Annotated in this window: 13 protein-coding genes, 1 other RNA gene and 2 pseudogenes; 15 read left to right on the top strand and 1 reads right to left on the bottom strand. The window is 65.4% G+C overall.

Going from position 1 to position 14101, the window contains the following annotated elements; translation table 11 throughout:
* The first annotated feature begins 28 nt into the window (after nucleotides 1-28).
* From J7367_RS20820 to J7367_RS20830, 3 genes are all read left to right on the top strand, one after another.
* Nucleotides 29-1024: a glycosyltransferase family 2 protein gene (locus J7367_RS20820; RefSeq protein ID WP_057663070.1), complete on the top strand. Its 996-nt coding sequence runs from the start codon at nucleotides 29-31 to the stop codon at nucleotides 1022-1024.
* Nucleotides 1024-2856 carry a hypothetical protein gene (locus tag J7367_RS20825; protein ID WP_081027948.1) on the top strand — a complete coding sequence of 611 codons (1833 nt, stop codon included), beginning with the start codon at nucleotides 1024-1026 and terminating at the stop codon, nucleotides 2854-2856. Before J7367_RS20820 ends, J7367_RS20825 begins: the two co-directional genes overlap by 1 nt.
* Nucleotides 2857-2917: 61 nt before the next feature.
* Nucleotides 2918-2993: non-coding RNA, sX9 sRNA (locus J7367_RS20830), on the top strand.
* Between the two features lie 151 nt (nucleotides 2994-3144).
* Here the strand turns inward: J7367_RS20830 and J7367_RS20835 are convergent.
* Complete coding sequence (locus J7367_RS20835; protein WP_042805908.1) at nucleotides 3145-3720, bottom strand: Maf family nucleotide pyrophosphatase; 576 nt, start codon at nucleotides 3718-3720, stop codon at nucleotides 3145-3147.
* A 112-nt stretch (nucleotides 3721-3832) separates the two neighbouring features.
* Here J7367_RS20835 and J7367_RS20840 point away from each other — a divergent pair, with 112 nt between their 5' ends.
* The 12 genes and pseudogenes from J7367_RS20840 to J7367_RS20895 all read left to right on the top strand — a co-directional run.
* On the top strand, nucleotides 3833-4342 hold the full coding sequence (locus J7367_RS20840) for a YceD family protein (protein ID WP_007969004.1): 510 nt from the start codon (nucleotides 3833-3835) through the stop codon (nucleotides 4340-4342).
* Between the two features lie 98 nt (nucleotides 4343-4440).
* Nucleotides 4441-4635: a 50S ribosomal protein L32 gene (rpmF, locus tag J7367_RS20845; protein ID WP_010368401.1), complete on the top strand. Its 195-nt coding sequence runs from the start codon at nucleotides 4441-4443 to the stop codon at nucleotides 4633-4635.
* Between the two features lie 90 nt (nucleotides 4636-4725).
* Nucleotides 4726-5703, top strand: coding sequence for a beta-ketoacyl-ACP synthase III (locus J7367_RS20850; protein WP_007969005.1), 978 nt, complete (start codon nucleotides 4726-4728; stop codon nucleotides 5701-5703).
* Nucleotides 5704-5944: 241 nt separating this feature from the next.
* Entirely contained in the window at nucleotides 5945-6385 is a 441-nt protein-coding gene (locus J7367_RS20855; protein WP_057663073.1) for an MEKHLA domain-containing protein, read from the top strand.
* A 280-nt stretch (nucleotides 6386-6665) separates the two neighbouring features.
* Entirely contained in the window at nucleotides 6666-7610 is a 945-nt protein-coding gene (fabD, locus tag J7367_RS20860; RefSeq protein WP_057663076.1) for an ACP S-malonyltransferase, read from the top strand.
* A gap of 82 nt (nucleotides 7611-7692) precedes the next feature.
* Complete coding sequence (fabG, locus tag J7367_RS20865; protein WP_057663079.1) at nucleotides 7693-8436, top strand: 3-oxoacyl-ACP reductase FabG; 744 nt, start codon at nucleotides 7693-7695, stop codon at nucleotides 8434-8436.
* Between the two features lie 204 nt (nucleotides 8437-8640).
* Complete coding sequence (gene acpP / locus J7367_RS20870) at nucleotides 8641-8880, top strand: acyl carrier protein (RefSeq protein WP_002814322.1); 240 nt, start codon at nucleotides 8641-8643, stop codon at nucleotides 8878-8880.
* A gap of 141 nt (nucleotides 8881-9021) precedes the next feature.
* The gene (gene fabF / locus J7367_RS20875; protein ID WP_057663081.1) at nucleotides 9022-10257 is read left to right on the top strand and encodes a beta-ketoacyl-ACP synthase II; all 1236 of its coding nucleotides are present in this window, start codon (nucleotides 9022-9024) and stop codon (nucleotides 10255-10257) included.
* Between the two features lie 163 nt (nucleotides 10258-10420).
* Nucleotides 10421-11776, top strand: coding sequence for an aminodeoxychorismate synthase component I (locus J7367_RS20880; RefSeq protein WP_022558474.1), 1356 nt, complete (start codon nucleotides 10421-10423; stop codon nucleotides 11774-11776).
* Between the two features lie 60 nt (nucleotides 11777-11836).
* Entirely contained in the window at nucleotides 11837-12910 is a 1074-nt protein-coding gene (gene mltG, locus J7367_RS20885) for an endolytic transglycosylase MltG (protein ID WP_007969011.1), read from the top strand.
* A pseudogene (locus tag J7367_RS20890) lies at nucleotides 12907-13854 on the top strand (DNA polymerase III subunit delta'); the annotation flags it as partial. The gene mltG and the pseudogene J7367_RS20890, both read left to right, overlap by 4 nt.
* 61 nt (nucleotides 13855-13915) lie before the next feature.
* Nucleotides 13916-14101 (top strand): annotated as a pseudogene (locus tag J7367_RS20895) (IS5/IS1182 family transposase); the annotation flags it as partial.

A 14101-nucleotide genomic window follows, 5' to 3' on the forward strand; every position in this document is an offset into this window, starting at 1 on the left:
GTTGATCAGACCTTCCTTAGATCACGCGATGACCGATGCCATGCCTGTTGCCCATCCCGCGCCGGTGCCCGGGATTCGAATTGCCGTGCTGGTGCCGTGCCACAACGAAGCGGCGACGGTCGCTGCGGTCGTCGGCAATTTTTCTGCCGCTTTGCCGGGTGCGGTGATCCATGTGCTGGACAACAATTCCAGCGATACCACCGCAGCGATCGCCGCAGCGGCAGGCGCGCGGGTCTGTCGTGTCGCATTGCAGGGCAAGGGCAACGTGGTGCGGCGTGGATTTGCCGATGTCGAGGCCGACATCTACGTGTTGGTCGACGGCGACGCCACCTACGATGCCGCCGCCGCGCCGGCGCTGGTGCGCAAGCTGATCGACGAGCGCCTGGACATGGTGGTCGGTGCGCGGCGCGATCAGCAGCAGGCCGCGTATCGGCCGGGGCATCGGTTGGGCAACGTGTTGCTGACGCGCTGCGCGGGGCTGCTGTTCGGCCGCAGCTTCCAGGACATGCTGTCCGGCTACCGGGTGTTCTCGCGGCGCTACGTCAAATCGTTCGCCGCCCACGCGCAGGGCTTCGAGACCGAAACCGAACTGGCCGTGCATGCCTTGCAGCTGCGCATGCCGGTGGCCGAGGTCGAAACCGCCTATGGCGTGCGTCCGGAAGGCTCGCAAAGCAAGTTGAACACCTGGCGCGATGGCTGGCGCATCCTCGTCACGATCGCCAAATTGTTCAAGGCCGAGCGGCCGTTACTGTTCTTTTCGATCGGCTTCGTACTCAGCGCCACATTGTCGGTGGTGCTGGCGATCCCCTTGTTCGAGACCTATTTCCAGACCGGGCTGGTGCCGCGCTTCCCCACCGCAATTCTGTGCGTGGCGCTGATGCTGCTCGGCTTCCTGCTGCTGGCCTGCGGTCTGATTCTGGATACCGTCACGCGTGGACGGGTGGAGGCCAAGCATCTGGCATATTTGTCCGAGCCGGGCGTCGGCAGGCTGGTCGCGGTAGAAGACAACAAGGAACGTCGCTGATGGCATCGATTGCGCGCTCTGCACCTGTTGCGCGGCGGCAGCGTGTGTTGCGCTGGGCAGATCGCTGGTTCGGGTTTCATTCGCCGCGCCAGGTCGCATCGGCAGTGGTCGCGGTCCTGCTGTTGGGGGCATTGCTGTCGCTTGGCCTGGGGCAGGACGCCAATTGGGATTTGCGCAACTACCATCTTTATATCGGCGATGCCTGGGCAACCGACCGGCTGGGCACGGATCTGGCCCCAGCGCAGATGCAGAGCTATTTCAGCCCGCTGCTCGATGCGATGCACGCCTGGTTGATGCTGCAGCTGCCCGGGCCGGTGGCCGGTGCGTTGCTCGGTGGTTTGCATGCGCTGGTCTTCATCCCGCTGGCGGCGCTGGCCTGGCGGGTATTGTCGAATGAATCCCGCCGCGCGCAGTGGGTGCCGCTGTTCGCGTTGGCTGGAATGTGCAGTGCGGTGTTCCTGTCCGAACTCGGCAACACCATGGGGGACACAGCCAGTGCAATTCCGGTGCTGGCTGCATTGGCGGTCGTGTTGTTGGCGCAGTTCAGGGCGCGCAATGGCTTGCACGTCGTGCATCTGTGGGCCGTTGCCGGTGCGTTGATCGGCCTGGCGGTGGCGCTCAAGCTCACCAATGCGTTGTATGCATTGGCATTGGTGCCGGCAGTGCTGTGCGACGGTGGCCACCTGCGCTCGCGCGTGCTCGCGTTGAGTGTGCTGGCGGGCGTTGCGCTGCTGGTGCTGTTGCTGGTGGCTGGCCCTTGGTATTGGCAGGTCTGGCAGCACCTGGGGAACCCGCTGTTTCCGCAGTTCAACGGCGTGTTCAAATCGCCGCTGGCCCAGCCTGTCTCGATCGCTGATGTGCGCTGGTTGCCGCGCACCATCGGCGAGCAGCTCATCTGGCCGCTGCTGTTTACGCTCAAGCCGCAGCGCATCGGCGATCTCGGTCTGGTGCAGGCGGGCTGGGCAGTGCTGTATGGGGTGGTGGCGATTGCTGCAGGGCGTGCGTTGGTGCGTCGTCCGGTGCGTGCTGCCGCGGTCGATCGCGCTGCCATCGTGCTGCTGGTGTTCTTTGGCGTGGCGTATGCGCTATGGCAGGCGATTTTCAGCATCCACCGCTATCTGGTAGTACTGGAGCTGCTGGCGCCGCTGGTGCTGTGGATCGTGTGCCGGCATGCATTTGCCGCGCGCGCAAATCGCAAGGCCGCCTGGTTGATCGGCGCATGCGCGTTGGTTGCGGTGGTCGGCTGGAAGGACTGGGGGCATGAGTCCTGGGCGCGCGACAGCTTCCAGGTGGAGCAGCCGGTGCTCGGGGATCCCGCTGCGTCCAGTGTGTTGCTGGTCGGCGACGAACCGCAATCCTGGCGCGTGCCGTTGTTGCCGTCGCAGGCGCGCTACATCGGGGTTGCCACCAATATCTCCGAGACCGACCACTACCGACAGCGCGTGCGTGCATTGATTGCCGAGCGACCGCAGCTTTACGCGATGTTGGGGGCGGCGCGTGACAAGCAGCAATTGCGCATCGATCGCATGAATCACCTGGCGCAGCAGTTCGGCTGGGAGCGTCAGCCGGGCTGCACGCGGCTGCGCTGGTTGGTCGCACGCGGTCTGCGTGCCGAACTGGATACCTCACAGCCTGATCGCTGCGTACTGGCTATTCCCAAAGGCAAGGCGCTGGATATCGCAGCCGCAGATCAGGCCGTGCGCGAGGCTGCGCAACAGCGTCTGGCAGCGTACGGGCTGACATTGGATCCCGCGCGTTGCCGCACGCTGTCCTCGCAGGTGGGGCAGGCCGTCTATCCGTATCAGTTCTGTCAGCTGGCGCTACCGAATTAAGAGCAGCCAACAAAGTGCCTGCGCTCACCGCCAGGCGGACGCGTCCGCCGCTCGGTGTTGCATGTGCCACGCGTGCACTGCTGTTCCTGCTCGCCGCCTACACCCACATGGCGACCGCACGCTACGTGTTGTTCGTCGCTCCGAAAGTTAGGTGCGAGCCGGCAGCCTGCGCGCGTTTGCGGGGACACGCAGTTGTGGCTGGAATTCGAGAGCGCGCGTGTTCCAGCAGGCCACGCGCGGCCCTACAAATTGGTTCGCCAAACACGCAGTGCTGATCCGTGGCTTGCCTCAGGGAATCTGGAATCCCGCCTGCCGCAGCAATCTTGCCAGCGCGATCATCGGCAGGCCCACCAGGGCGGTGGGATCTTCCGAGCGGATCGCGTCGAACAGGCTGATGCCGAGGCCTTCGCATTTGAAGCTGCCGGCGCAATCCAGGGCTGGTTCGGCGTCCAGGTAGCGTTCGATCTCGACGACCGTCAGCGCGCGAAGTTGCACCTCGGTCAGGTCCAGCGCGTGCAGCTGGCGCTCCGGGCCGACCAGGCTGACGGCGGTATGGAAGCGCACGGTCTGGCCAGACATGGCAGTCAGCTGCATCCGGGCCCGCTCGCGCGTGCCGGGTTTGCCCAGCGCCTGGCCGTCCAGGTCGGCGACCTGATCCGAGCCGATCACCCAGGCAGCAGGGAAGCGGGCTGCCACCGCGGCGGCTTTTTCCACGGCCAGGCGGCTGGCCAGTGCGCTCGGGGATTCGCCCGGCTGTGCCTGCTCATCGACCTCCGGCCGGACGGTGTCGAAGTCGAGCTGCAGGCGGCCGAGCAGCGCGCGCCGATAGACAGACGTGGAAGCAAGGATCAGGCGTGGCATCATGGGGGCCGCTGCGAGGGGGCAGGGGGAGTCTGCCGTCCTGCGGGCCGTGCGGCAATCGCATGAATTGGGTCATTTGACAGGGCTGCCGCGGGTCTTTAACATTCTGCGGCTTATGTCCGCGAACGTGCCCGAAATGCTGGATGCTTGGCGGATGGTCGCAGCGCGCAGGCGCTTCGATGGCCGCATCCCGCTATCTGCGATGACCCGTCTGCAGGGAAGCCTTGTCGATACCGACGGCGAATGTGTCTATTCGCTTCAATTCGATCAAGACCCTCTGCTCAAGGTCGCCTATGTCGAACTCAGTATCGATGTGGAGCTTCCGCTGGCCTGCCAGCGCAGCCTGCAACGCTTCCTGTATCCGGTGCAAATCAGACAGCGTCTTGGTTTGATCCGTGACGAGGCCGACGAAGCTGCATTGCCGGCCGAGTACGAAGCGTTGCTGGTGCCGGAAGATGGCATGCTGCGGGCCGTCGACATGATCGAGGACGAGCTGGTGCTCTCTGTGCCAGTGGTGCCGGTGGCGCCGGGTAGCGAAGCGATCGATGCCGAATGGGTTCCGACCCAGGAAGAGCAAGACAAGGCCAGTCCGTTCGCGGCGCTGGCAGCGTTGAAGAAACAGTAACCGCCGCTGTTAAGGGCGGTAAGACAGGTCGACGCGGGCGTAGAGCGTGCTGTTCGACTCAACAGACAAGTTATCGAACTAAGGTTTGGAGCAATCCCATGGCTGTGCAGAAATCCCGTGTCACCCCGTCCCGCCGCGGCCAGCGTCGTTCGCACGATGCCCTGACCGCCAAGCAGCTGTCGACCGACCCGACCAGCGGCGAGATCCATCTGCGCCACCACATCACCGCTGACGGTTACTACCGCGGCAAGAAAGTGATCACGACCAAGTCGTCGGCCGTCCAAGAAGATTGATCCGTGGCGCCCGCCGCCTTCGATGCGGCCGGGTGACCCTCGCTTCTTCCGGAGCCGCCGGTCACCGCGGCTCTTGCAACAGGGAACAGTATGAGCAAGCGGATCTATTCCAGAATCGCGGGCACGGGTAGTTATTTGCCCGAAAAGGTGTTGACCAACGACGACATGTCGAAGATCGTCGACACCAGCGATGAATGGATCTTCTCGCGCACTGGCATCCGTGAACGTCACATCGTCGCCGACGACCAGACCACCAGCGATCTGGCGTATTTCGCCTCGCTGAAGGCGATGGAGGCGGCCGGTGTGACCGCCGATGAGATCGATCTGATCGTCATCGGCACCACCACCCCGGACCTGATCTTTCCGTCGACCGCCTGCTTGTTGCAGGCCCGACTGGGTAACATCGGTTGCGGTGCGATGGACGTCAACGCTGCCTGCTCGGGTTTTGTCTACGCGCTTAGCGTGGCCGACAAGTTCGTGCGCAGTGGCGACGCCAAGACCGTGCTGGTGGTTGGCGCAGAAACCCTGACCCGTATCGTCGACTGGACCGATCGCACCACCTGCGTGCTGTTCGGCGACGGCGCCGGCGCGGTGGTCCTCAAGGCCGACGAAGAGACCGGCATCCTCAGCACCCATTTGCACGCCGATGGCAGCAAGAAAGAACTGCTGTGGGACCCGGTGGGGGTCTCTGTGGGATTCGGCGAAGGCAAGAATGGCGGCGGTGCATTGCTGATGAAGGGCAACGACGTCTTCAAGTATGCGGTCAAGGCGCTGGACTCGGTGGTCGATGAGACCCTGGCGGCCAGTGGCTATGACAAGCACGACCTGGATTGGCTGATTCCGCATCAGGCCAACCTGCGCATCATCGAAGCCACTGCCAAGCGGCTGGAGTTGCCGATGGAGCAGGTGGTCGTCACCGTAGATCGCCATGGCAACACGTCGTCTGCCTCGGTGCCGCTGGCGCTGGACGAAGCGGTGCGCTCCGGTCGCGTGCAGCGCGGCCAGTTGTTGTTGCTGGAAGCCTTCGGCGGCGGGTTTACCTGGGGCTCGGCGCTGCTGCGCTACTGACGTTTCTGCTTCTTGCGCCAAAGTGGACGTGCACGTCCACTCAGGCGGATTCGTGCATGGCGGTGACACTCGTCTTCCCTTGCTGTGGGGGCAACCTTGCCTCCTGGGGCCCTGTGTGCGTTTTCGGGGCGCTTGAATTCCGCCAAGGTCAGCGCCCGCTTTTAGGTCGCGTGATTCGCTCAATGCGACCAGTTTGCGGGCTAGCGCCTCGGACAAGCCGGCCGGCAAGTAAATTCAGCGCATGCACCCCGCCCACGATCCTGTCTTCGTCGCCTTGCTCACCGGCAGTTACCAGCGGTTTGCAGGCCGCCCGCTGGTCGCAGATCGGCAGATCGAGCCCGATTGGCTGTATCACGATGCGCCGTTTGCGCTTCTTGCGCACGATACCGCTGCAGACCCGCGGTTTGTCTATGCGAACCAGGCGGCACAGCGCGTTTTCGGCTACAGGTGGGGCGAGTTCGTTGGCATGCCTTCGCGGCTATCGGCAGAATTGCCGGAACGAGCGGAACGTCAGCGTTTACTCGATGCGGTCACCCGCGATGGCGTCGTCAGGGACTACGCGGGTGTGCGGATCGCGAAAGATGGTTCGCGCTTCCAGATCGCCGAAGGTGTGGTCTGGCAACTCGTCGATGAGGACGGGGTGCTGCATGGACAAGCGGCGGCATTCCCGCTGCCAGGCTAGACGAAGCGCAGGTGGCAGCACCGGGTGCGCCCGACCCTTCACTTCCTTGCTGGCTTGCCGGCGCTGGTGCGCCGCCTTGGCAGGCAGCGCTTTCACTATCGAACCGGAACGGCGGCGCGTCAGCGTAACTGCTGCCGTTGTGCGCCCGGCCCGACCAAGCCCGGTGTGCGGTTTTTCGACGTCGCGACACATTCGCGTGGCCTTCTGCATACGCGGCAGTACAGACGCCGGGGCGATTTCGCACGTATGATCCCGGCTCGATTTTTGTAGGCAGCAACGCGTGACCGAATCCACTCTCGCTTTCGTGTTTCCCGGCCAGGGCTCGCAGTCCTTAGGCATGCTGGCGGAACTGTCCGAACTGCACCCGCAGATTCGCGAAACGTTCGCCGAAGCCTCCGAGGGCGCTGGCGTCGATTTGTGGGCGCTGTCCCAGGGCGGCCCGGAAGAAATGCTCAATCGCACCGAATACACCCAGCCCGCTTTGCTGGCTGCGGGCGTGGCGGTGTGGCGGCTGTGGACTGCCCAGCGCGGACAGCGTCCGGCGCTGCTGGCGGGACACAGCTTGGGCGAATACACCGCGCTGGTCGCGGCCGGCGCCTTGTCGCTGCACGACGGCGCGCATCTGGTGCGGTTGCGCGGCCAGTTCATGCAGGCTGCGGCACCGGCGGGCGTTGGCGCGATGGCTGCAGTGCTGGGCGCCGAAGACGCGGTAGTGCAGGAGGTCTGTGCCCAGGCGTCCGGCAGCGAGGTCGTGGTGCCGGCCAATTTCAATTCGCCCGGTCAGATCGTGATCGGCGGCCACGCTGCGGCGGTGGAGCGCGCGCTGGGGCTGCTGGCCGAGCGCGGCGTGCGCAAGGCGGTCAAGCTGGCAGTGAGCGTGCCCTCGCACACCCCGCTGATGCGCGAAGCCGCCAATCAGCTCGGCGAGGCGATGGCCGGGCTGACCTGGCACGCCCCGCAGATTCCGGTGGTGCAGAACGTGGACGCGCGCGTACATGAGGGCAACACCGCCATCCGCCAGGCCCTGGTGGAACAGCTCTACCTGCCGGTGCAATGGACCGGCTGCGTGCAGGCGTTCGCCAGCCAGGGCATCACCCGCATTGCCGAATGCGGCCCGGGCAAGGTGCTGAGCGGGCTGATCAAGCGCATCGACAAGCGCCTGGATGCGCGGCCGCTGGCAACGCCCGCCGACTATGCCGGCGCGCTCGACGCGTGGGCGCACTGATCCAACGCCGCTGCTGGTCGTGCCGGCATCCCTCGACGTTCGCGGCCACGGTTGCGGCGTCCCCCATCGAGGAACAGCAATCATGAGCAAGCCCCTGCAGGGCGAAATCGCCCTCGTCACCGGCGCCAGTCGCGGCATCGGTGCGGCCATTGCCGATACCCTGGCCGCCCACGGCGCCACGGTCATCGGCACCGCCACCTCGGCTTCCGGCGCTGCGGCGATCGGCGAGCGTCTGGCCGCCCACGGCGGACACGGTCGTGAACTGAACGTCACCGACGCGGCTGCGGTCGATGGCCTGATCGATGCCATCGGCAAGGAGTTCGGCGCCATCTCGATCCTGGTCAACAACGCCGGCATCACCCGCGACAACCTGTTGATGCGGATGAAGGACGACGACTGGCAGGCGATCATCGACACCAACCTGACCAGCGTGTTCCGCACTTCCAAGGCGGTCATGCGCGGCATGATGAAGGCGCGCAAGGGCCGCATCATCAATATCGCCTCGGTCGTGGGTGTGACCGGTAATCCTGGGCAGACCAACTATGCCGCCGCCAAGGCCGGCATCATCGCGTTCTCCAAATCGCTGGCCAAGGAAATCGGCTCGCGCGGGGTGACCGTGAATGTGGTGGCGCCCGGTTTCATCGATACCGACATGACCAAGGCGCTGCCGGACGAGGCCAGGACCGCCTTGCTGGAGCAGATTGCGCTGGGTCATCTGGGCGAGCCGGAAGACATCGCCAATGCGGTGGCGTTTCTGGCCGGCCCGACGGCCCGCTACATCACCGGTGAGACCCTGCACGTCAACGGTGGCATGTACATGCCGTAAGCGTGTGGCGCCGGGAGGCGCTAAGTGGCTGATCGGCCGGGAGTTGTGATGCAATGCAAGGCCCGGTCGCTTCCACTACACTATCCAACGCGGCCATCGCAGCGCCGATGGCGTTTTGTGAGTCCCTCACAGGAGCACCGCACATCCGTGTGCGGGGATCCTAAAACTCGAACCACCACTACTCCAGCTGGAGCGATATCCCCAATGAGCACCATCGAAGAACGCGTCAAGAAAATCGTCGTCGAACAACTCGGCGTCAAGGAAGAGGAAGTCACCACCAGCGCATCGTTCGTCGATGATCTGGGTGCCGACTCGCTGGACACCGTCGAGCTGGTGATGGCGCTGGAAGAAGAGTTCGAGTGCGAGATCCCGGACGAAGAGGCCGAGAAGATCACCTCGGTGCAGCAGGCGATCGACTACGTCAAGGCTCACGTCAAGAGCTGATGCGTTGTTCCTGATCGTGGCGGCGTGCATCGAGCCGCTGCCGCATCAGACATTCCATGGGGCCGCTGATGCGGCCCTGTGTTTTTCAAGTGTCACCCGCAAACCCCAAGCACCGTCCGTTCCGTGGTGAGGAGATCTGCAATGAGTCGTCGTGTTGTCGTTACCGGCATGGGCATGGTGTCGCCGCTGGGCAATGATCTGGCCACCAGCTGGGACGGAATCGTCCACGGCCGCTCGGGCATTGGCCCGATCACGCAGATCGATGCCTCGCAGTTCACCACCAAGATCGCCGGTGAAATCAAGAATTTCGACCCCACGCTTTTTGTGTCCGCCAAGGACGTCAAGAAGATGGATTCGTTCATCCACTACGGTGTCGGCGCCTCGTTCATGGCGCTGGACGATTCCGGACTGGAAATCGACGAAAGCAATGCCGAACGCGTGGGCGCCATTCTCGGCTCCGGCATCGGCGGGCTGCTCGGCATCGAAGAGCAGACCATCAAATTCCATGAGGGTGGCGCGCGCAAGATTTCGCCGTTCTATGTGCCCAGCACCATCATCAACATGCTGCCCGGCCAGGTGAGCCTGATCAAAGGCCTGAAAGGCCCGACGTTCTCGGCGGTATCGGCCTGCGCCACGTCCAACCATTCGATCGGCACCGCGATGCGCATGATCCAGCACGGCGATGCCGATGTGATGCTGGCTGGCGGTGCCGAGCGCGGTTCGTCGCCGAGTTCGGTGGGCGGCTTTTGCGCGATGAAAGCGATGTCCACGCGTAACGACGACCCGGCCGGCGCCTCGCGGCCGTGGGACAAGCAGCGCGATGGCTTCGTGCTGGGCGACGGCGCCGGTGTGCTGGTGCTGGAAGAGTACGAACACGCCAAGGCGCGTGGCGCACGCATCTATGCCGAGCTGGTCGGCTTCGGCGCCAGTTCCGATGCGTACCACATGACCGCCCCGAGCGAAGACGGCGAGGGCGCGGCGCGCAGCATGGTGGCGGCGATGCGCGACGCCAAGCTCAACCCCGAGCAGATCGGATACCTCAACGCGCACGGCACCTCCACGCCGCTGGGCGATCTGGCCGAAACCATGGCGATGAAGCGCGCGCTGGGCGATCACGCCTACAAGACCATGGTGAGTTCGACCAAGTCGATGACCGGGCATCTGCTCGGCGCGGCCGGCGGTGTGGAAGCGATCTTCTCGGTGATGGCGCTGCACACCGGCATCATCCCGCCGACCATCAACCTGGAAGAGCCAAGCGAAGGCTGCGACCTGGACTATGTGCCGAGCGTGGCGCGCGAGGTGCAGGTGGATGCGGTCATGTCCAATGGCTTCGGCTTTGGCGGCACCAACGGTACGCTGGTGTTCAAGCGCGTTTGACCCCACATCGGTCGCGTGGCCGTCATCGGCGCGCGACCTGCCTGGCTGCCGCATGCCCTGCCGGCTGGCGGGTTGGTATTCAATCCTGCGATCAATCATTGATCCACTCCTCGCGCGCTGCGTACGGCAGCGGCGCGTCCGTACCTCACGCCATGCCGGACCGATGACGCTTACCCGATCACTGCACGCGGACATCGACCTGCTGGCGCTGCATCGGCTGTCACCGCAACGCTATCCGGCCCTGCTCGAGTCCAGCGCTTCGGGCACCGAGCACGGTCGCTGGGATGTGCTGCTGCTGGCAGATGGGCCATGCCTGCGGCTGGATCCGGACGGATGTACGCGCGATGGCGCTGGGCAGGTGCTGGAGGGCGGCTTTCTGGCGGCGCTGGATGCCGCCTGGCAGGCCGAGCGCGTGCCGCACGATGCGGCGAGCCCATGGCCGTTTCGCGGCGGTTGGGCGGTGCTGCTGGATTACGAACTTGCCGCGCAGGTCGAGCCGATTCTGCAACTGCCCATGCGCCGCGATGGCGTGCCCACCGCGCTGGCCCTGCGCGCGCCGGCAGCGGTGCTGCGCGATCGCCTGCACGGGCGCTGCGTGGCGCTGGCAGAGCCGGGTCGCGAGGAGTTGTTGCAGCAGATCGGCGACGACCTTGCTGCCTGCGCTGCATTGCCGCCGCTGCCTGCCTGGGCCGGGCCGCTTGCGGTGGACGAAGAGGCCCCCGAGCGCTTTACCGCGGCAGTGGAGCGCGTGCTCGATTACCTGCGTGCCGGCGATGTCTTCCAGGCCAATATCTCGCGCGCCTGGCAGGCGGCATTCGCTGCGGCGGTCGATCCGGCCGCGTTGCATGCGCGCCTGCGTGCGGCCAATCCGGCGCCGTTTGCCGGCCTGTTCGTTGCCGCCGGGCGTGCAGTGGCCAGTTCCTCGCCCGAGCGCCTGGTCTCGGTACAGGGCGATGTGGTGCAGACGCGCCCGATCGCCGGCACCCGCGCGCGGTTTGCCGGGGACGACGATGCCGCACGTATCCGGGAGCTGGTGGGGCATCCGAAGGAACGCGCCGAGCACGTGATGCTGATCGATCTGGAGCGCAACGACCTGGGCCGCATCTGCGCGCCGGGTACCGTGGAGGTAGACGAGTTGATGTGCGTGGAGAGCTATGCGCATGTGCATCACATCGTCAGCAACGTGCGCGGGCGTCTGCGCGCCGGGGTAACGCCCGGTGAGGTGATTGCCGCGGTGTTTCCCGGTGGCACCATTACCGGTTGCCCGAAGGTACGCTGCATGCAGGTCATCGCCGAGCTCGAACAGACGGCGCGCGGGGCCTATACCGGCGCGTTCGGCTGGCTCAATCGCGATGGCGACATGGATCTGAATATCCTGATCCGCACCGCCGAGGTGGCCGGTCACCAGGTGCATTTCCGCACCGGTGCCGGGATCGTGGTGGATTCGGATCCGCAGCGCGAGCTGGACGAAACCCGCGCCAAGGCGCGTGGCGTGTTGCGTGCGATCGAGCAGACATGAGCGCTTCAACGGGACATCACCGGCGCGCGGTATCCTGCGCGGCGCAGCGGCAATGACGAGGTGGGTGTGGCGGTGACTGGCAAACGCGGATGTCTGGCCGTGCTGGGCACGGGAGTGCTGCTCGCAGCGCTGCTGGCGATTGCCGCCGTGGTGGCGTGGCGGCATTACCTGCACTTCGCCGATACTCCCGTGCCTGCGAGTGCGCCCAGCGTGGTGATTGCGCCCGGCGATTCGCTCAAGGCCACATTGCGCAAACTGCGCGCTGCCGGCCTGGCGCAGGGCACCGAGCTGGAATGGCAACTGCTGGCGCGCCAGGTCGATGCGGCCGGCAAGCTCAAGGTGGGCGAGTACGCGCTGTCGCCAGCGCTGTCGCCGCGTGAACTGCTGACGCGCATGCGCCAGGGGCGGGTGATCCAGTACCGCTTCACGATCGTGGAAGGCTGGAATTTCCGTCAGCTGCGCGCCGCACTGGCGACCGCCACGCCGCTGCAACATTCCATCGATGCGCTGGATGATGCGGCACTGATGGCCCGGCTGGGGGTTGCCAAGCAGCATCCGGAAGGGCGCTTCCTGCCGGAAACCTATGTGTACCAGCGTGGCGACAGCGATATCGATGTACTCAAGCGCGCGCATGCGGCCATGGACAAGGCATTGGCGCAGGCCTGGGAGCAGCGCGCCCCGAACCTGCCACTCGCCTCGCCGGAGCAGGCATTGATCCTGGCCTCGATCATCGAAAAGGAAACGGCCCTGGCCTCCGAGCGCCCGCTCATCGCCGGGGTGTTCCTGCGCCGCTTGCAGCTGGGCATGAAGCTGCAGACCGACCCCACCGTGATCTACGGTATCGGCAGCAGCTACGACGGCAATATCCGTCGCCGCGACCTGACCACCGATACGCCGTACAACACCTATACCCGTACCGGCCTGACGCCGACGCCGATCGCCATGCCGGGCCGCGAGGCGCTGCTGGCGGCGGTGCGGCCGGCGCCCGGCGAGGCGCTGTATTTCGTGGCGGTGGGCGATGGCACCGGGGCGCACGCGTTCTCGGCCACATTGGCCGAACATAACGCAGCGGTGGCGCGCTATCTGCAGCGCCGCCGGCTGCCGAGCACGCCGCAGACGGAGCCCACGCCATGACCGCCGCATTTTCGCCCTGGCAGCAGCGCGCCTTCGACCAAACCGTGGCTGCACTGGATGCGGGGCGCCTTGGACATGGGTTGCTGATCTGCGGCCCGGAAGGTCTGGGCAAGTGTGCCGTCGCCCTGGCCCTTGCCGAGCACGTCCTGGCCAGCTCGCCAGACCCGGCACTGGCGCAGCGCACGCGCCAGCTGATTGCCGCCGGTACCCATCCGGACCTGCAACTGGTCTCGTTCATTCCCAATCGCACCGGCGACAAGCTGCGTACCGAGATCGTCATCGAGCAGGTGCGCGAGATTTCGCAGAAGCTCGCGCTGACCCCGCAGTACGGCATTGCCCAGGTCGTGATCGTCGACCCGGCCGATGCGATCAATCGCTCGGCCTGCAATGCCTTGCTCAAGACCCTGGAAGAGCCGTCGCCGGGGCGCTACCTGTGGTTGATCAGCGCGCAGCCAGCGCGTCTGCCGGCGACCATCCGCAGCCGCTGCCAGCGCCTGGAATTCAAGCTGCCGCCTGCGCACGAGGCGCTGGCCTGGTTGCTCTCGCAAGGGGTGAGCGAGCGCGCCGCACAGGAAGCACTGGACGCCGCGCGCGGCCACCCCGGTCTGGCCGCGCAGTGGTTGCGCGAAGATGGCCTGGCCGTCCGGCGTGCGGTTGCGCAGGATCTGGAGCAGATCGCCAATGGACGCGCCGGTGCGGTCGATGTCGCGCAGCGTTGGACCAACGATGGCCAGGCCGACCAGCGCCTGCGCCATGCCGCCGATCTGGCGTTGGCACAGGCATCGGCCGGCTTGACCGATCCATCGCGGTTGCACAAGCTTGCGACCTGGTTCGACGCTGCCAACCGCACCCGCGATCTGCTGCGCACCACCGTCCGCGCCGACCTGGCGGTGACGGAATTGTTGCTGTCCTGGCGCGAGGGAGAGCGCCAGCCACGTTCTAGGGAAGGTCTGATCAACTCACCGCAGATGCGCGACACTATCGCCTTATGTAGAGGATTCATCCATGCAGCTGACGTTCGGTGACGCTGAGGGCTTGGGCAAGCGTAAGCAGACCCGGCGCGAGATCTTTCTTGCCGAGATGGAGCAGGTTGTTCCGTGGCAGCAACTGCTTGCCCTGATCGCGCCGCACTATCCAGTGTCGGGGCGGCCAGGTCGGCAGCCGTACGCACTGGCGACGATGTTGCGGATT

The sequence above is a fragment of the Xanthomonas sp. D-36-1 genome (assembly GCF_017746155.1).
Taxonomy (GTDB): Bacteria; Pseudomonadota; Gammaproteobacteria; order Xanthomonadales; family Xanthomonadaceae; genus Xanthomonas; species Xanthomonas cissicola.